This window comes from Sulfurimonas denitrificans DSM 1251 (assembly GCF_000012965.1).
GTDB lineage: Bacteria > Campylobacterota > Campylobacteria > Campylobacterales > Sulfurimonadaceae > Sulfurimonas > Sulfurimonas denitrificans.
The window spans coordinates 1,102,672-1,122,346 of sequence record NC_007575.1; the positions used below are offsets into that span (position 1 = coordinate 1,102,672).

Here is a 19,675-nt window from a genome sequence, read left to right on the forward strand (position 1 = left end):
TAATTATATGTATGATAAAATAAAAATAATTTCAGTGGTAGGTGCCTGTTTTACGCACTTATCTATAATAAGGGCGCAAATGCTACAAGCATTAATGGGTAAGATTTTTGGTACTACAAATGATAGAGAACTAAAAAGATATAGACAAATAGTAAATAAAATAAATAACTTAGAGAGCAAATATAAAGCTCTCAGCGATGAAGCATTAAAGAGTGCTTTTAATGAGATAAAAGAGAGTGTTTTATCTGGTGGTAAAAGTTTAGATAGCGTATTAGTCGACTCTTTTGCGATAACTAGAGAAGCTAGCACAAGAGTGCTTAACATGAGACATTTTGATGTTCAGCTTATCGGTGGAATAGTTCTACATGAGGGCAAAATTGCTGAGATGAAAACAGGAGAGGGTAAAACATTAGTTGCTACTCTTCCAATAGTTCTTAATGCAATTAGTGGCAAAGGCGTTCACCTTGTTACTGTTAATGACTATCTTGCCTCAAGAGATGGCAATGAGATGCGACCATTATATGAATTTTTAGGTTTTAGTGTTGGCGTTATCTTAGAAAATATGCATGACCCAGTTGTAAAAAGAGAAGTTTACAACGCAGACATTACATACGGAACAAATAACGAATTTGGATTTGATTATCTAAGAGACAATATGAGCTATTCTCGTGAAAATATGGTTCAAAGAGGTCATAATTTTGTTATTGTTGATGAAGTTGATAGTATCTTGATTGATGAAGCTAGAACTCCACTTATTATCTCAGGACCTACAAACAGAACACTAAGAGACTTTAAAGACGCAAATGACATAGCTCTTAAGCTCCTTAAAGATGAGCACTTTAGCGTTGATGAGAAAGATAAAACAGTTCTATTGACAGAAGAGGGTATAACAAGGGCAGAGGAGCTTTTCAAAGTTGAAAATCTTTACAGTCCAGAGAATGCTTCACTATCTCATATATTAGATCAGGCACTAAAGGCGAATTACCTTTTTGAAAAAGATGTTGATTATGTTGTAAATAACGGTGAAGTTGTAATTGTAGATGAGTTTACGGGGCGCCTAAGCGAAGGTCGTCGCTTCTCAGAGGGACTTCATCAAGCCCTTGAAGCAAAAGAGAGTGTTGAGATAAAAGAAGAGACTCAAACACTAGCTGATATTACATTTCAAAACTACTTTAGAATGTATAATAAATTAGCGGGTATGACAGGAACAGCACAAACAGAAGCTTCAGAATTTGCACAAATCTACTCTTTGGATGTTATCTCTATCCCTACAAATATTCCTATTTTAAGAAAAGACTTAAACGACTTAATCTATAAAACAGAAAAAGAGAAATTTGAAGCGGTTATAGCTACAATAAAAAAACTCTCAGCTACTGGTCAGCCAGTGCTTATTGGTACTGCATCTATTGAAAAATCTGAGATTCTACATGAAGTATTGAAAAAAGAGAAAATTGCGCATACTGTTTTAAATGCTAAAAATCATGCACAAGAGGGTGAGATTATTAAAAATGCTGGTGCAAAAGGTGCTGTAACCATCGCTACAAACATGGCAGGACGTGGTGTTGACATTAAGGTAAATGATGAAGTAAAAGCTCTTGGTGGTCTCTATATTGTAGGAACTGAGCGTCATGAAAACAGAAGAATTGATAATCAACTTCGTGGAAGAAGTGGTCGTCAAGGAGACAATGGAACAACACAGTTTTACCTCTCGCTAGAAGATAGTCTTTTGCGTATTTTTGGAAGCGATAAAATTAAGAGCATCATGGAGAGACTTGGTGTTGAAGATGGAGAGTATATAGAGTCAAAAATGGTTACTCGCGCAGTTGAAAAAGCTCAGAAAAAAGTTGAAAATATGCACTATGAGGGCAGAAAGCATATTGTTGAATATGATGATGTTGCAAATGAGCAGAGAAAAATTGTCTATAAATTTAGAAATCAACTCCTTGACCCTGAGTTTAATATATCTATGAAAATTAACGAAATCAGAGCTGAGTATGTGGCTCATCTTTTTGCTAATGTCTCCATTTTTAATGGCGGGGTAAAAGAGGATTTTAATTTAGAAAAACTCTTTAAACTTATACATGAAGAGATAAATTTAGAACTAAATCCAGCTGATTTTGCATCTTATGAGTATGAAGAACTCTTAGAAGTTTTAACACAAAAGATTAAAAGTAGCTACGATGAAAAAATGAGTGTGCTTAATGATTCAATTTGTAGTGAGATAGAAAGAGAGCTATACTTAAAAGAGTTAGATAGTGCTTGGAGAGAGCATCTCTATGCGATGGATAATATGAAAACAGGTATTAGGCTAAGAGCATATAACCAAAAAGACCCTCTTGTAGAGTATAAAAAAGAGAGTTTTAACCTCTTTACAGAGCTTGTTGAGGATATTAAATTTAACACTATAAAGACTCTTCAAATTATTCAATTTAGAGTTGAAGACCCAGAGGAAGAGGCTAGAAGAGTTGCTGAAAAGTTAGATATACAAAGAAAGATGAATGAAGCTTCAATTCAATTTAACCATTATCAAAGTGAGATGGAAAATGAGAGCAAAAAGATATCCAGAAATGATCTTTGCCCTTGTGGAAGTGGAAAAAAATACAAACTTTGCTGCGGTAAAAGTGGTCCAAAAAAAGGTGTATTTGCTTCTTGAAAACATCAATAGTTCCGTACTTAGTAAAGCGTTTTTTACGCTTTGATAATGAGCAGCCGTTTATATTTCTCTCAGCACTCTTGGCATTTTTAGGGATATCTCTAGGCGTTATGGTTCTTTTGATTGCGATGGCTCTTATGAATGGATTTGATAACGAATTTAAAAAAAAGTTAACTATCATGAACTATCCTCTAACAATAACTCCTAAATTTTATGGTGCTGTTAATGAAGAGTTACTTTTAAATCTTGAGATGAAATTTCCAAACTTGAGTTTTAGTCCATATGTCCAATCAGCGATTATGGCTCGAAGCGGCTCTAAACTTGAAGGTGGTTATCTATTTGGCGTTAATTTTGAGAGTGAAGTTAAAGTAAATAGCGTTTTAAAAGAGGCGATAAAAGATCAAAGCTTTGAGAAGTTTGACGTCTTAATTGGCAAAACGCTAAGAGATGAGTTTGCACTCTTGGTTGATGATAAACTGATGTATATTTTTACACATGTAGAGCCAGGTGGTATGAATGTTACCCCAAAGATTAAAAGATTTAGTGTAAAAGGTGTTTTTGATTCTGGGCTTTCAGCTTATGATAAAGCATACAATTACACAACAATCTCTTCTCTTCAAGTGATGCTAAACTTACCAAGCAATCAATATAGTGGCATACATATATTTTCGCAAACACCGCAAGAGGATATTATAAAACTCAAAGAGCATCTTCCACAAAGTGTAAGCATAAAAGGGTGGTGGGAAGACAATGTAAACTTTTTTGCAGCGCTAGAACTAGAGAAGGCTTCACTCTTTATAGTTCTAATGCTTATTATACTTATAGCAGCAATAAATATTATCTCATCACTGCTTATGACTGTTATGAACAGAAGAAGCGAGATTGCACTACTTCTCTCTTTGGGCGCTACTCCCGCTGAGATTAAAAAGGTTTTTTTATATCTTGGAGTTGTGATAGGAACAAGCGGAATTTTAGCTGGGATAGCCCTTGGTATGAGCGGTTTATGGATTCTTAGCACTTTTGATATAGTGCATCTTCCAAAAGATGTTTATCCTACATCAACATTGCCACTAGATTTAAGTGTAAAAGATTTTTTATCTATTGTCTTTGGAGCATTTGTAATTGTAATTATCTCATCATTTTATCCTGCAAAAAAAGCAAGTGAAGTAGATATTTTAACTGTTCTTAGAAATGAGTAACTTTACTCTTTATCTTTGTTGTCTTTAAATAAGTCAAGAGGAATCATCAGCGTTCTCTTGATGATATTATAAGGTGCAATTGCTATATCTTTTGCCAGTTGAGTGTTTACATCTGGGTCATCAAGCGCACCAGTTACCGTTAGTGTTGTAGAGATGCTCTCTTCTCCAAGTAAAATATGCCCAAGTAGAGGAATCTTTGAGAAAGAGCTTCCAAGTTGTGTTTTTAAATTAAGGTCTAAATTAATACTATTTTCTTTTATGCTTGCCTCTCCAAGCCCAACAATTTCTATCTCTTGTGATTTCAAATATATATCGCTGATGTTATACACATCATCTTTAAGTTTAAAGTTCATATATGCATTTTTAGTTGTTATGCCTTGTTTGCTATATCCAGGAAGTGAGAATGTCACAAGAGATGGAACAGTATTTACAAATGCAAGAATATTATTTAAAATTTTATAATCTTGAATAGTAGTATCTACAATGTTTACAGTACCGCTATACTCATCTAATTGACCACTAATATAAAACTCCATTTTGCCACCTTTAAACTTTGAGAGAGAAAATATTTTTTCCATAAATTCATCATTGAATTTTTCTCCATGTAGATGAAAATCATTGTTTTTGCTTAGAAATGTTGCTTTGCCAGCTTTATATTTTAGCTCTGCAGAGAAGATATCATCTACATATTTAAAGTTGATGCTTTGCGATATTGCTTGTCTATTTTGGCTTAGATAAATATAACTATTTGTTGCATTTACATAAATTGGCAAAGTCGCTTTTTTGCTCTCTTGCGTGCTGTTTTCATCACTAAAGATATTAATAATTTCATGAATATCAACTCCTATATTATCTGCTTTTATATCTATAGAATCTTTGATTTTTATATCTATTACACTATTTATACTCAAAGCCACTTCGCTATTTTTTGTGTTATAAGTTCCATCAACTATATATTTTTCAACAGGAATATTTTCATCTACAAGAAATTTATGCTCATAATTTAAATCAAGATTAAATAGTATATTTTCATTATTTTTTCTTTTTTCTACTCTTATGCTTCCATCAAGGAGTGCATATTTTTCTAAAATTTTTGAGCTTTTAACAATCTCTTCTAAAGAGTTTAAGTCCAATAACCAACCATTGTCACTAAAAATATAATCCAATTTATACTCTTTAGAACTTAGATAAATTTTACTATTTCTGTTTTGTAAAATAAGCTGAGTAGTTTTTTCATTTTTAAAAATTTCTCCAAAAGTAGAGTTTTTGAGTGTTGTATCACTCATATCTACGACACCAATCTCATTTTTAAGATCATACTCAACGCTAATATTTGATTTTAAAACATCTTTATAATCAAGCGCTATATTTTTAAATCTTACAAACTCACTTGAGATGTCAACAGAGATGTTATTGAGATTTATTATCTGCTTATCAAGAGTGAAATTTAGAGCTGTTTTTGAAGATATTGAAGTTGTATCTTTATCATGTATGATTTTTAATTTTGGCATTTGGTTGTCTAAATTTAAGCCAAAGAAATTAAGTTTTTTAACCATTACATCCAAATTTAGCTGTTTTGGCTTAAAAAAAACATCCCCAGACAGAACAACAGAAGCAAATTCTGAGAGTTCAATTTTAGTAGGTGGAACTTTGGCTTTGAGATTTTTTATATCAAATGCTATATTTGTAGCATCTATTTTTATACTCTCTTTATTGTACTTCCAGCTCGATTTATCAATCTCTAGATAATCTTGTTGCGGAGATATAAAGTATGTAGCTAAGAGTGGATTTTGTGTGGTTTGCAAAGAGAGATTATTATCTTTAAATTCAAGCGAATCAAACCTAAAAGTCAATTTTCCACTTGAATCTTTACCACTAAAATCTAAATCTACATGTGCGTAAGCTATATCTTCATATTTTGCGCTCATATCTTTAACTTCAACGTGAGTATTATTTATTGATATATTTGCGTCATATATGTCAATATCGAGGTCAAGGTAGTTTATCTGTGCCTCTTTTGCGTAGAAACTTCCAATGGCTTCTACATCAGTAGAGATAAGATTAATATCTAATGTAAGATTTGTATCAATTGCCCCTCTGTTTTGAATAAATGGAAGATTTATCTCATATCTTTGAAGTAGTTGCAACAAATCTTTATTGGCGCTTCCACTAAAAAGAAGGTAGAGAGATAGAATCTCTTCTTGTTTTGTAAAGTCAATTTTTAACCAGCTTTTATCAAGGAAAAAATCGTAAGAGTAGGCATTTTGTGGTCTTATGAAAAGCACCCCGTCTTTAAACTCTAAGTTGGTAGATTTTGTTCTAATAGGAGCGACTTTTGTATCATAAGTATAAATCAAATCATTTGCAACCGCTTTAGCATAAATGTTTAGATAAGCATCTTTTAGATTTTTATACTCAAGCCATCCATAAAATGAGCTAATCTCAAGACTTGTAAGCTTTATTGCATCATCAACCCAATATTTTACTCTCTCATCAATATCAAAGAGTTCAGTAATATGTTTTAAATTTTTTATGGATTTGTCCGACTCTATAGCGTAGCGTAGCTTGTCTTTGTTGCTATTTGCATATAGTTTGAGTGTCGTACTGTCTTTTACATGTAGTTTAAGCGAAGTGGTAAGTTCTAATTCATCTCTTGAATCAAAAACAATATCACCATCTACATTTACATGTTTGTCTAAAATATGAAATTTTTCAATACTAAGATGGAAAAGAGAATCTCTTGAGATAAGTTTAGCGTCCAACTCCATATATGGAGAGGATATTTTTAAAAAACCATCTTTTGAGATGTTGTAGTTAATTGCTATATCTGTTTGCCCAAAAGATATTTTGTCAATCGTAACCTCTTCAAATAGGTTTAGATATGAAATATTTATCTTAAGTAATGATAAAAGCTCTTTTATATCATCAATTGAAACATCTTGATTTTTCTGCTCTTTTACAACTACCTCTTTAGCATATAGAGTTATCTTTTTATCCCATTTTATGTATAATTTCTCAACATTGATGTTTTCAAATGATATATTTTGTAAAAAAATTCCATTTTGTAAAAATATAAAAAGAGTAAAGAGAAGTAAAAAAATGAATGATAAGATACTAACAATTGTAAAATGGATTTTTGATATTGTGTTGATAATTGTAGTATCGTTCATGTATTACCTAAATGAGCCTGTAAATTCCCCTAGAGTAATATACATTCCTGAAGGTTCTATTGGCAGAATTATAACACAAATGGATAGTAAAAATTACAATGTTAGCAAACTTGATGCGCTTTTACTCAGAATTTTTGGCTCTCCACAAAGCGGTTGGATTAATATGAAAACGACGCTCAACAGCAGATGGGATTTTTTATATAAACTAACAACAGCAAAAGCGGCACTTCAAAATGTAACTCTCATACCGGGGGAGACAACCTATGTTTTTTTAAATCAGTTGGCGGAGCAGTTAAGGCTCAATAGAGATATTTTAGAAAAAGAGTATGCACTTCAAACATCTTGGGTTGAGGGCGCTTTTGTTCCAAATACATATAGATTGCCAATTGGGATAACAGAAAAAGTAGTTATTAGAGTTTTGTTAAATGAGTCTGATGCACAAATGAGAAGCTTGTCACAAAAAGTGTTTGGGCTATATAATGAAAAAAAATGGTTTCAATTTGTAACAATTGCATCAATAATAGAGAAAGAATCTGCCAATGCAGAAGAGATGCCACTTGTAAGTTCTGTGATATATAACAGAATAAAAAAAGGGATGAAACTACAGATGGATGGAACTCTTAATTATGGACAATATTCACATGTAAAAGTGACACCAGCAAGAATAAAAGAAGATACATCAACATACAATACCTACCTTAACAGCGGTCTTCCAGAGAGTCCTGTGTGCAATGTTAGCATTAATGCTATCAGAGCTGCAATATTTCCCGCAAAAAGCGACTATCTCTACTTTATGCGCTCAAAAAAAGGAACACATGATTTTTCATGTAACTATTCTACACATTTAGACAATATAAGTCGTGCTACAAAATGAAACACTATTTTGAAAACAGTGAATACTTAGGCAATGTTTCGTCATATTATTTATCTTAGTGGTAAGATATCCCTTGTAAGTTTTTGTAGCAAGTGTTACCTTATTGCAAAAATATAAAATATCACTAAGGACAATAAAGATGTCAAAAATTATTTGGTCAAAAATAGATGAAGCACCAGCTTTAGCAACGTATTCGTTACTACCAATCGTAAATGCTTTTACTAAAGCAGCAGGTGTTGAAGTAGTTACCAGTGATATTTCACTAGCTGGTAGAGTTATCTCTAAGTTTTCTGATAGATTAAAACCAGAGCAAAGAATTAATGATGAATTAGCTGAATTAGGCAATGTTGTTTTACAACCAGATGGCAACATTATTAAGCTTCCAAATATTTCTGCTTCTGTTGGTCAGCTTATTGAGTGTATTACAGAGCTTCAGGCTCAAGGGTATGATGTTCCAAATTATCCTGAAGATGCAAAAACTGATGAAGAAAAAGCACTTAAGGAGATATACTCTACTTGTTTAGGTTCAGCAGTTAATCCTGTTCTTCGTGAAGGTAATTCAGATAGACGTGCGGCTGCAGCTGTTAAGAGATTTGCTCAAAAAAATCCTCATAAACTTAGAGCATTTGAATCTCCATCTAAAGCTTATGTTGCACACATGAACGGCGGTGATTTTTTCTCAAATGAAAAGTCAGTTATTGTAGAAGGCAACGCTCCTGTTACTATTGAATTAAACGGTAAAGTTTTAAAAACATTGAATGATGTAGTTGATAAAGAGATTATGGATGCTACATTTATGTCAGCAAAAGCTCTTCAAGCGTTTTATCAAAAAACTTTAGATGATGCGAAAAAGAATGGTGTTTTATGGTCACTACACTTAAAAGCTACAATGATGAAAGTTTCAGATCCAATTATGTTTGGTCACGCTGTAAAAGTATTTTTCAAAGATGTTTTTGCTAAATATGGCGATGAACTAACTGCTATTGGTTACAATGCAAATATGGGTCTTGGTGACTTATACAAAAAATTAGAAAAATCAAGCAAAAAAGCTGAAATTATAGCTGCTATAGAAGCGACTTATGATATTCAACCTCCAATGGCTATGGTTGATTCTGACAAAGGTATCACAAACTTACACGCTTCAAACGACATCATCATAGATGCTTCTATGCCAGTTGTTGTACGTGATGGCGGTAAAATGTGGAACCGTGACGGAAAAGTACAAGAGTGTGTATCTGTAATTCCTGATGCTTCTTATGCGTTTTTCCATAAAGCAATGGTTGATGATTGTGTTGCTAATGGTCAATACGATGTTACAACTATGGGTAATGTTGCAAACGTTGGACTTATGGCTCAAAAAGCTGAAGAGTATGGCTCTCACCCAACAACTTTTGAGATTGCTGAAAATGGCAGTGTTGAAGTGAAACAAAATGGTAAGGTATTAATGTCTCACAACGTAGAAGCTGGTGATATTTGGAGAATGTCTCGTGTTAAAGATATTCCAATTCAAGACTGGGTTCGTCTTGCTGTAGAGCGTGCACGTCTAACTGGTTCTCCTGCTGTTTTCTGGCTAGATAAGAATCGTGCTCATGATGCAAATATGATTAAAAAAGTTAACGAGTACTTAAAAAATCATGATACAACAGGTTTAGAACTTCCAATTATGGATGTTGCATCTGCTGCTAAATATACAAATGCTCGTGTTCGTAAAGGTGAAGATACTATCTCTGTAACAGGAAATGTTTTACGTGATCACTTAACAGATATGTACCCAATTTTAGAGCTTGGAACATCTGCAAAAATGTTATCAATTGTGCCACTTTTAGCTGGTGGCGGTGTATTTGAGACAGGTGCTGGCGGATCTGCTCCTAAACATGTTGACCAATTCTTAGAAGAGGGGCACTTAAGATGGGATTCATTAGGTGAGTTTTTAGCTCTTGCTGAGTCTTTAAGATTTATTGCTCAGAAAAACTCTGATGATAAATTGGCTGCTGTTACAACTGCTCTTGATATCGCTAACGCTGCGTATTTAGATAACAACAAAGCCCCATCAAGAAAAGCTGGAGAGCCAGACAATAAAGCTTCTCACTTCTTCTTGGCTCAATACTGGGCTAAGGCTCTTAGTGAAGGTAAAAATGCAGAATTAGCGGCAAAATTTGCACCTATTGCCAAGGCTTTAACAGAGAATGAGGCAAAAATTATTGAAGAGTTATTGTCTATTGAAGGTAAAGCTCAAGATATTGGCGGCTACTATCACCCAGATGATAAGAAAGCAGAGGCTGCTATGAGACCTTCTGCAACTTTAAATAAGATAGTTGATAGCATATAATATTAACTACATGTAGAGATTTTTTCTCTACATGTAGCAATCTTTTTCTTTTTTTGTGATACTTTTTAGTATTATAGAAAAGGCAAAAAATGTCTTTGAGTACAATATTTTGTTAATATTTTACAATTTAAATTTCAAGGAGTATGTATGAATCAAGGAAAAAGAGTAGGAATTATAGGCGCTGGAAATGTTGGTGCAACTGTAGCATACTCCTTAGCAATGCTTGGTTCTTGTCATGAGATAATTCTTCGTGATAACAAGATAGATGTTGCTAAAGGTAAAGCACTTGATATGAGTCAGGCTGCTGCTGCTGTTAGAAGCCACACAATAGTTAGTGTTGCTGAGGAGATGGCAGATTTAACTAACTGCGATGTAGTTGTTGTTACTGCTGGGAGCCCAAGATTACCAGGTATGAGCCGTGATGATTTGCTTATGATAAATGCAAATATTACAAAAGATGTAATTGCTGGGGTTGCAAAATATTCTCCTGATGCAATCATAATTATGGTTTCAAATCCACTCGATGCTATGACTTATGTAGCACTAAAAGAGAGCGGTTTTGATAGAAGCCGTGTAATAGGTATGGCTGGAATTTTAGATAGTGCGAGAATGGCTAGTTTTATTCAGGAAAAACTAGGGTATGGTGGAGGACAGATTCGTGCTTCAGTGATGGGCGGACATGGAGATGATATGGTTCCTCTTGCTCGTTATTCAACTGTAGCTGGTGTTCCTTTAACTGATCTTATGTCCACATCTGAAATCAACGAAATTGTAATTCGTACTCGTAATGGTGGTGCGGAAATTGTAGGACATCTAAAGACTGGCTCAGCGTATTATGCTCCTGCTAAAGCAACAGCACTAATGGTAGAAGCAATCTTGAAAGATACAAAACAGATTCATCCATGTGCAGTTTTTTTAGAGGGTGAATATGGTCACTCAGATGTAGTTTCAGGAGTTCCAGTAATGCTAGGTGCCAATGGAGCTGAAAAAATTATAGAAATATCTCTTGATGAGTCAGAAAAAATTATGTTTGAAGGCTCATGTAACTCCGTTAGAACTTTGATAGATACATTAAATAAAAACAAATTTTTTGATAAAGGGGAGTAGTAGTTTGAGTACAAGAATAGAAAAAGATACAATGGGAGAGATTGCGGTTCCTATAGACGCTTATTGGGCTGCACAAACTCAAAGATCAATTGAAAACTTTGCTATTGGCGAAGAGAAGATGCCTTATGAGATAACGAGAGCGTTTTCATATCTTAAAAAAGCTGTCGCACTTGTAAATAAAGATCTTGGCAAATTAGATGCAAAAAAAGCTGATGCAATTGCAGAGGCGTGTGACGATATGTTAGCTGGAAAATTAGATGGCGAATATCCACTTGTTGTTTGGCAAACAGGTTCAGGTACACAATCTAACATGAACAACAATGAAGTTCTAGCTTCTCGTGCTACTGAAATTCTTGGTGGAAATTTTAGGGTAGAAAAACTAGTTCATCCAAATGATGATGTAAACAAATCTCAAAGCTCAAACGACACTTATCCAACAGCGCTACATGTAGCAGCTGTTATCGCAGTAGAAACTCGTGTTTTACCAGCAATTGCAAAACTAAAAGCAACACTGATAGAGAAATCCACTAGATTTGATTCGATTGTAAAAATCGGCAGAACTCACCTTCAAGACGCAACACCTCTTACTTTGGGTCAAGAGATTAGCGGTTGGGTTGAGATGCTAAATAAGTGCGAAAAAATGGCAAAAGATTCACTAGAAGCTGTTCGTGAACTTGCACTTGGCGGAACTGCTGTTGGAACTGGACTTAATGCTCATCCAGAATTAGGTGAGAGAGTTGCTAAAAAATTAACAGAACTTACAGGACACAACTTTATAACTGCTCCAAATAAGTTTCACGCTCTTACATCTCATGATGCTCTTGTATATGCTCATGGCGCATTAAAAGCACTCTCTGCTGATATGATGAAAATAGCAAATGATGTTAGATGGCTAGCATCTGGTCCAAGATGTGGAATAGGGGAGATTACTATTCCTGAGAATGAACCTGGTTCTTCTATTATGCCTGGTAAAGTAAATCCTACTCAAAGCGAAGCTGTAACTATGGTTACATGTCAAGTTATGGGAAATGACACAACTATCGGCTTTGCAGCTAGTCAGGGAAATTTTCAGTTAAATGTATTTAAACCAGTAATTGCTTATAACTTCTTACAATCATGTCGTCTTCTTGGGGATTCTATCATCTCATTTAACGACCATTGTGCTGTAGGAATTGAGCCAGTTGAGGACAAAATAGATTTTTATCTAAATAACTCACTGATGCTTGTAACTGCACTTAACCCTTATATAGGTTATGAAAATGCAGCAAAAATCGCAAAAACAGCACATAAAAACGGTTCAACTCTAAAGCAAACAGCAATAGATTTAGGACTGCTCAGTGCTGAAGAGTTTGATAAGTATGTTATACCAAAAGATATGATATCGCCAAGAGCGTAAAATTTAAACAAAGGAAAATAGATGAATATACATGAGTATCAAGCGAAACAGATTTTTGCAAAGTACGGCGTACCAACTCCAAAAGGTTTGATGGCTGAGAGTGTAAAACAAGCAGTTGCTAATGCAGAGACATTAGGTGGTTCTATTTGGGTTGTAAAAGCCCAAATCCATGCAGGAGGAAGAGGTCTTGGTGGCGGTGTAAAACTTGCTCGTTCATTAGAAGAAGTAGAGCAGTTATCTAAAGAAATTTTAGGTATGACTCTAGTAACTCATCAAACAGGACCTGAGGGTAAACTTGTTCAAAAGCTCTACATTGAAGAGGGCGCTGATATTAAAGAGGAGTTATATCTTGGTGTTGTTCTTGATCGTGCTCGTGAAATGCCAGTAATTATGGCTTCAACTGAGGGTGGTATGGCTATCGAAGATGTTGCTCACAATACTCCAGAGAAGATTATCAAAATAGCAGTAGATCCAGCTATCGGTTTTCAAGGTTTCCATGGAAGAGAACTTGTATTTGGTTTAGGTATTACTGATCCAAATGAGCAAAAAAAACTTATAAGTTTTGCTTCAAAACTATATAAACTCTATATGGAAAATGATGCAGAAATGATAGAAATCAACCCTCTTGTAAAAACTGGAAGCGGTGAATTTTTAGCACTTGATGGAAAGATGGGATTTGATGATTCTGCTCTTGGTCGCCACCCTGATATTGAAGATATGAGAGATATAAGTGAAGAGGATGCTGATGAGCGTGAAGCTGGTAAATATGGTCTCTCTTATGTAAGTCTTGATGGCGAAATCGGCTGTATGGTAAATGGAGCAGGGCTTGCTATGGGAACAATGGATACTATCAACTACATGGGCGGAACACCTGCAAACTTCTTGGATGTTGGCGGAAAAGCTAATGCTGAGACAGTTGCAAAAGGATTTGAGATTATTCTTAAAAATCCAAAAGTTAAAGCTATATTTGTAAATATTTTTGGTGGAATTGTTAGATGTGATCGTATTGCAAATGGTATCTTAGAAGCTACTAAGCTTGTAGATGTTCATGTTCCTGTAATAGTTCGTCTTGATGGTACAAATGCAGAAGAAGCAGCAGCGATTTTAAGAGATGCAAACATTGCAAATGTTATAGCAGCTACAGATTTAGCTGATGGTGCTGCAAAAGCAGTAGCAGCTGCTGCGCAAGCTAAGTAAAGAGAGGTTTTTTATGAGTATATTAGTAAATAAAGATACAAAAGTAATTGTTCAAGGTTTCACAGGAAAAGAGGGTTCTTTTCATGCTGAGCAGTGCTTAGCTTATGGAACTAAAATCGTAGGTGGTGTTACACCAAATAAAGGTGGAACTGAGCATTTAGGTCAGCCAGTATTTAACACTGTTAAAGAGGCTGTAAAAACTACAGGTGCAACTGTTTCTATGATATTTGTTCCACCTGCGTTTGTTGCAGACGCTGTTATGGAAGCTGCAGATGCTGGAATTGAGCTTGCAGTTATTATCACAGAGGGTGCTCCTGTTCGTGATATGCAAGCTGCAAAAGCTTACGCAATAAAACACAACATGAAAACAATTGGACCAAACTGTCCAGGAATTATTACAGCTGAAGAGTGCAAAATTGGAATTATGCCAGGGATGATTTTCAAAAAAGGAAACATCGGGCTTATCTCAAAATCTGGAACTCTAACTTATGAGGGTGCCAACCAAGTTGTAAAACAAGGTTTTGGAATCTCTACAGCAGTTGGAATAGGTGGAGACCCGATAATCGGGCTTTCATACAAACAACTACTGCCAATGTTTGAAGCAGATCCAGAGACTCATGCAATCGTTATGATTGGTGAAATCGGTGGAGATTTAGAAATCCAAGCTGCAGCATACATAAAAGAGCATATTACAAAACCCGTTGTTGCATTTATTGCAGGTCAAACTGCACCTGCAGGCAAAAGAATGGGGCATGCTGGAGCAATTGTTAGCGGTGGCGCTGGAACTGCTGCTGAGAAGATGGCTGCACTTGAAGATGCTGGTGTAAAAGTTGTAGTGTCTCCAGCAGATATTGGAAAGGCAATAGCAGAGGTTTTAGCAAAGTAATTTAAAGAATTTGTGCGAGCCTCATTAGGTAACATATATGTTATTTAAGAAGCGTTATTAGCACAATTTAGAGTTACATTAATAAAACTTAGTTAATCTGTTTATGAAAACAAGATTGATGTTGATGGAGAAATTAACATCAAATACAAGTAAAAACTTACTTGGTAATTTAAAAAAAAGAGGAGAACAAATGGGAGCTGCGATGATTCAATACCCAGGCAATGTGCCTGTGTGGGTAAATACAAGCAATTGTAAGGCGTGTGATATATGTGTATCAGTATGTCCTTCAGGTGTACTTGGAATGGTTTATGATGCATCATCAACTTTGGGGGCTATGATTTCTGTGAATAATCCTGAATCATGTATCGGGTGCAATGAGTGTGAGCTATCATGCCCAGACTTTGCTATATATGTAGCTGATAAACAAGAGTTTAAATTTGCAAAACTTACAGATGATGCAAAAGAGCGTCAAGCTGCAATTATTGCAAATAACTATATGTCACTAGACCAAAAAGGAGCTAAATAATGGCAACTAGAGAAATAATTTCAAGCGGCAATGAACTTTCCGCTTTAGCTGCAAGAGACGCTGGATGTAGATTTTTTGGTGGTTATCCAATTACTCCATCAAGTGAAATTATGCACGAGATGTCTGATTTGATGCCAGAAGTTGGCGGTGCATGTATACAGATGGAAGATGAGATTGCTGGTGTTGCTGCTGCAATTGGAGCTGGAATGAGCGGCGTTAGAACAATGACTGCTACCTCTGGACCTGGTATTTCATTAAAAGCTGAAAATCTTGGACTTGCTCAAATGACTGAAGTTCCTTTAGTTGTAGTAAATGTTATGCGTGGTGGTCCTTCAACTGGTCTTCCAACTCGTGTATCTCAAGGTGACGTTGCACAAGCAAAAAATCCTTCACATGGTGATTATAAATCAATCACACTATGTGCTGGATCGCTCTCTGAGTGTTATACAGAAACTGTAAGAGCGTTCAATCTAGCAGATAGATTTATGCAACCTGTTTTTGTTTTACTTGATGAGACCTTAGGTCACATGCATGGTAAAGCTGTTATTCCAACAGAGGATGAAGTGAGAGACGCTATTGTTCCAAGAAAACAGTTCGATGGACCAGCTGAAGAGTATTTTCCATATCAATGTGAGCATGATCAACCAGCAGTATTAAACCCTATGTTTAAAGGGTATAGATACCATTTTACTGGACTGCACCATGATAGAAAAGGTTTTCCAACTGAAGAGATAGAGACATGTAGAAAACTTATTCAAAGATTAGAGGATAAAGTTGAACTTCACAAAGATGAGATTGAGCTAAATGAAGAATTTTTTCTTGATGATGCTGAAATCTTGATTATTGCTTATGGTTCTGTTTCTCTTGCTGCAAAAGAGGCAATTCGTCACTTAAGAGCAGAGGGAATTAAAGCTGGTTTATTTAGACCAATCACTTTATGGCCAAGTCCTCAAGATAGAATGAGAGAACTTGCAGCTAAAATACCAAAGGTTTTATGTGTAGAGTTAAATATAGGTCAATATAGAGATGAAGTACAACGTTCAACTGGAAGACTTGATATTGAAGGTCTCTTTAAAGTAAACGGAAGACCAATTTCTCCTTATGAAATTGTGAATAAAGTAAAGGAGCTATAAAATGGCATTTAATTATGATAAATATTTAAGATTAGAAAAAATGCCGACACTATGGTGTTGGGGTTGTGGAGATGGCGTTATTTTAAAAGCTTTTGTAAGAGCAATTGATAAATTAGGTCTCAATAAAGATGATGTCTGTGTTGTATCTGGAATAGGGTGCTCGGGAAGGTTCTCATCATATATAGATTTTAATACAGTTCACACTACACATGGTAGAACAGTCGCATTTGCTACAGGAATTAAACTTGCAAATCCCAATAAACATGTTATCTGTGTTGCTGGAGATGGTGATGCCTTAGCTATTGGCGGAAACCATACAATACATGGTTGTAGAAGAAATATAGATATTACTATGATTGTAATCAATAACTTTATTTATGGTTTGACAAATTCACAAACAAGTCCTACAACTCCGCAAGGTATGTGGACTGTATCGCAAAAAGCTGGTAATATTGACCCAACTTTTGACGCTGCAAATTTAGCTATAGCAGCAGGAGCTTCTTTTGTTGCAAGAGAAACTATGCTTGATCCTAAAAAACTTGAAAAAGTATTTGTAAAAGCGATAGAGCATAAAGGGTTCTCTTTCCTTGATATTATGTCAAACTGTCATATAAATCTTGGTAGAAAAAACAAGATGGCTTCTGCTATGGAGAATTTGGAGTGGATTGATAGTATTACTATTCCTAAGAAGAAGTATGATGAACTCTCTCCTGAAGAGCAGTTAAATAAATTTCCAACAGGTATCTTAAAAGAGGATACAAACGCAGCTGAATACTGTGATATGTATGCAGAGATAATTAAAGTACATCAAGGCACTAGAAAAACAATTACTCAAAATGATTTTGAGAAAAAAATATAAGGAGAAACACAATGGCTAGAACATTAATGAGATTTACAGGTGTTGGCGGACAAGGTGTTCTTCTTGCAGGTGAAATTTTTGCAGCGGCAAAAATTAAAGTTGGTGGACATGGATTAAAAACAGCAACGTACACCTCTCAAGTACGTGGTGGTCCAACTGTTGTTGATATCACGCTTGATGATGAAGAAATTTTTTATCCTTACGCAAATGATGGCGAAATAAACTTTATGCTTTCGGTTGCTCAGGTGAGTTATAACTCATTTAAGGGTGGAGTAAAAAAAGGTGGAACAATCGTTGTTGATCCAAACTTAGTAAAACCTACGGATGAAGATAGAAAAACATGGAATATAATAGAAATTCCAATTATTACAATAGCAAAAGAAGAGGTTGGTAATGTTATTACACAATCAGTTGTTGCTCTAGCTATTGCAAATACTATAATGAAGCCAATAGATAAAGATTCTTTAATAGAGACAATGCTCTCAAAAGTACCATCAAAAGTTCATGCAGCAAATAAATTAGCTTATGAGCTCGGTGAAAAATACGCACTAGAAGCTATCGCATAATTCCAAAAAACGGCTCTTTTGGAGCCGTTTTTTTTAACCAAATTTATAATACTAAACAATATTATAAAATCTATAACTATACCCTAATACTCTCCCAAAAAAAATCAACATGTTTTTCAAATTGAGTTGAGAGCGCATTTGTTGATAACGCATCAAATCTAAGCAGCGTAACTTGCAATCTAATGTAGAAGAGGGTGGATAAAAACTCATAAGCAACCATCATCGGATCTGCAGAACGAATAAGAGAATTTTGCATCATAATAAAAAAGGCTTCAGATAAAATCTTGATGTTTTCATTGTGAAATTCACTTATAAACTGCTCTCTAAGTTCTTGATTTTGAAAAAGTTCAATCATCAAGAGCCTGAACATATTTTCGTTGTTTTTATCAAATGTAAGAAGCTTATATTGCATAGAAAATTTTTGTAAAAATACCTTTCCTTTTAGTGCAGATTCTTTAATATCACTATCTATTTGCGAGAATGGTGTAGTAAAAATATCTTTTGCAACGCATAAAAATATCTCTTCCTTGTTTTTAAAGTGATTATATAAAGCACTCTCTCTTATTCCTACCTCAGATGCTATTTTTCGTACGCTAGTAGCTTTAAATCCATGCTCAGAGAAGAGTTTGGATGAAGATTTTAGTATCTTTTGTTTTGTACCAGTTTTTTCTTTACCTATGCTAATTTCGGGCATTACAGTCCTTTTCTATTGATATGAACAATCGTTAATATAAAAGAAATTATATATGAACAATTGTTAATTAAACCTTATGCGTAAAGAACAACTGTTCATAATAGCAAGTTTAAATATGAACAGTTGTTAACTATGCCCAAAAAGAGATATAAAGGAATGATTCTGTACTATTTCATAGGTACAACAGATAGTTACTTGAATTTATTTCAAGAGGAAAGTCCGAGCTGCTATAAGAGAGTGTTCCATTTAACTAATGGCCGTAGCAATGCGAGGGAAAGTGCAACAGAGAGAAGACTTCCGCTTAGCGGTAAAGGTGAAAGGGTGGTGTAAGAGACCACCAGTCTCTATAGTAATATAGAGAGCTTGTAAACCCAACATGGCAGCAAGAAACAGATGGTCAGCCTCTTAAAGTAAAACTACATGTTTTGCTATGCTACTGTTTCGCTAGAGTTACTATGTGAATAGTAAAGTAGATTAATACTATTAAAACAAAACTCGGCTTACGTTGTACCTATTCATTTTAAAAGCCTATTTATAGGGCTTATCTCACTATTTACTTTTTAATTGTAACCGTGGTGTAACTGTAAACACTTATTATCCATATAGAAGTTGTTACAATTTAGCGCTAAATACGCTATACTAAGAAGTTAAATAAACTCAGCTTATTGGTTATATCTAGATATATTATCTAATATTAAAATCGTAATAAAGGGATTTTTTATGAAAAAAACAGATGTAACTTCATATGAAAATGGTGTAAGCATAAAATTTAGTAGCACAATAAAAAAGAATACTGTAATAGAAATGGTTAAAAAGTGTAAAACAGGCAAATGTGATTGCATGAGTGATGAATCTAAACAAAAAATCAAAGATATGGATATAACTGGTTCAGATGGCAACATGGAATTAAAAATAAGTGGCAATCTGGATGTCGAAGAGATAAAAAAAGCGATATCTAAATCAATTTTAATAAAATAAGATATAAAATACTTTCAATAGAATTTACATTATGTTAACCAATATATAAATTGATTAATAGCTTGAGACATAATACACAGCCTATAAGAGAAGAATTATAAACTATAA

15 protein-coding genes and 1 other RNA gene are annotated in these 19,675 nt (G+C 34.6%); 14 read left to right on the forward strand and 2 right to left on the reverse strand.

Annotated features, from left to right (window positions below; all coding sequences use genetic code 11):
* The first annotated feature begins 79 nt into the window (after positions 1–79).
* Both secA and SUDEN_RS05480 read left to right on the forward strand, forming a co-directional pair.
* The gene (secA, locus tag SUDEN_RS05475) at positions 80–2,653 is read left to right on the forward strand and encodes a preprotein translocase subunit SecA (RefSeq protein WP_011372673.1); all 2,574 of its coding nucleotides are present in this window, start codon (positions 80–82) and stop codon (positions 2,651–2,653) included.
* Positions 2,650–3,852, forward strand: coding sequence for an ABC transporter permease (locus tag SUDEN_RS05480; protein WP_011372674.1), 1,203 nt, complete (start codon positions 2,650–2,652; stop codon positions 3,850–3,852). The genes secA and SUDEN_RS05480 overlap by 4 nt, the downstream gene beginning before the upstream one ends.
* A gap of 2 nt (positions 3,853–3,854) precedes the next feature.
* On the opposite strand, the gene SUDEN_RS05485 is transcribed toward SUDEN_RS05480, so the two are convergent.
* Positions 3,855–7,022 (reverse strand): AsmA-like C-terminal domain-containing protein, encoded by a 3,168-nt coding sequence (locus tag SUDEN_RS05485; RefSeq protein ID WP_041672237.1) that lies wholly within the window; start codon positions 7,020–7,022, stop codon positions 3,855–3,857.
* Between SUDEN_RS05485 and mltG the strand changes: the two genes are divergently transcribed.
* The 10 genes from mltG (at position 6,952) to SUDEN_RS05535 (ending at position 17,895) form a co-directional block, all read left to right on the forward strand.
* Positions 6,952–7,896 (forward strand): endolytic transglycosylase MltG, encoded by a 945-nt coding sequence (gene mltG, locus SUDEN_RS05490; RefSeq protein WP_049752234.1) that lies wholly within the window; start codon positions 6,952–6,954, stop codon positions 7,894–7,896. The genes SUDEN_RS05485 and mltG overlap by 71 nt on opposite strands.
* 139 nt (positions 7,897–8,035) lie before the next feature.
* Complete coding sequence (locus SUDEN_RS05495) at positions 8,036–10,225, forward strand: NADP-dependent isocitrate dehydrogenase (protein WP_011372677.1); 2,190 nt, start codon at positions 8,036–8,038, stop codon at positions 10,223–10,225.
* A 147-nt stretch (positions 10,226–10,372) separates the two neighbouring features.
* Positions 10,373–11,332 carry a malate dehydrogenase gene (gene mdh / locus SUDEN_RS05500; RefSeq protein ID WP_011372678.1) on the forward strand — a complete coding sequence of 320 codons (960 nt, stop codon included), beginning with the start codon at positions 10,373–10,375 and terminating at the stop codon, positions 11,330–11,332.
* A 4-nt stretch (positions 11,333–11,336) separates the two neighbouring features.
* Complete coding sequence (gene fumC / locus SUDEN_RS05505) at positions 11,337–12,728, forward strand: class II fumarate hydratase (RefSeq protein WP_011372679.1); 1,392 nt, start codon at positions 11,337–11,339, stop codon at positions 12,726–12,728.
* 21 nt (positions 12,729–12,749) lie between these two features.
* A complete protein-coding gene (gene sucC, locus SUDEN_RS05510) occupies positions 12,750–13,925 on the forward strand; it encodes an ADP-forming succinate--CoA ligase subunit beta (protein WP_011372680.1) in 1,176 nt (391 codons plus the stop codon).
* 13 nt (positions 13,926–13,938) lie between these two features.
* Complete coding sequence (sucD, locus tag SUDEN_RS05515; protein WP_011372681.1) at positions 13,939–14,811, forward strand: succinate--CoA ligase subunit alpha; 873 nt, start codon at positions 13,939–13,941, stop codon at positions 14,809–14,811.
* A 190-nt stretch (positions 14,812–15,001) separates the two neighbouring features.
* Positions 15,002–15,337: a 4Fe-4S dicluster domain-containing protein gene (locus tag SUDEN_RS05520; protein WP_011372682.1), complete on the forward strand. Its 336-nt coding sequence runs from the start codon at positions 15,002–15,004 to the stop codon at positions 15,335–15,337.
* The gene (locus tag SUDEN_RS05525) at positions 15,337–16,470 is read left to right on the forward strand and encodes a 2-oxoglutarate synthase subunit alpha (RefSeq protein WP_011372683.1); all 1,134 of its coding nucleotides are present in this window, start codon (positions 15,337–15,339) and stop codon (positions 16,468–16,470) included. The genes SUDEN_RS05520 and SUDEN_RS05525 overlap by 1 nt, the downstream gene beginning before the upstream one ends.
* Before the next feature lies 1 nt (position 16,471).
* Positions 16,472–17,329: a 2-oxoglutarate ferredoxin oxidoreductase subunit beta gene (locus tag SUDEN_RS05530; RefSeq protein ID WP_011372684.1), complete on the forward strand. Its 858-nt coding sequence runs from the start codon at positions 16,472–16,474 to the stop codon at positions 17,327–17,329.
* Between the two features lie 11 nt (positions 17,330–17,340).
* Positions 17,341–17,895, forward strand: a complete 555-nt coding sequence (locus SUDEN_RS05535; protein ID WP_011372685.1) for a 2-oxoacid:acceptor oxidoreductase family protein — start codon at positions 17,341–17,343, stop codon at positions 17,893–17,895.
* Between the two features lie 76 nt (positions 17,896–17,971).
* On the opposite strand, the gene SUDEN_RS05540 is transcribed toward SUDEN_RS05535, so the two are convergent.
* Positions 17,972–18,589 (reverse strand): TetR/AcrR family transcriptional regulator, encoded by a 618-nt coding sequence (locus SUDEN_RS05540; RefSeq protein ID WP_011372686.1) that lies wholly within the window; start codon positions 18,587–18,589, stop codon positions 17,972–17,974.
* A gap of 175 nt (positions 18,590–18,764) precedes the next feature.
* Here SUDEN_RS05540 and rnpB point away from each other — a divergent pair.
* Both rnpB and SUDEN_RS05545 read left to right on the forward strand, forming a co-directional pair.
* Positions 18,765–19,107: RNase P RNA component class A (gene rnpB, locus SUDEN_RS11150), an RNA gene on the forward strand.
* A 202-nt stretch (positions 19,108–19,309) separates the two neighbouring features.
* Positions 19,310–19,567, forward strand: a complete 258-nt coding sequence (locus SUDEN_RS05545) for a hypothetical protein (protein WP_011372687.1) — start codon at positions 19,310–19,312, stop codon at positions 19,565–19,567.
* Positions 19,568–19,675 lie beyond the last annotated feature (108 nt).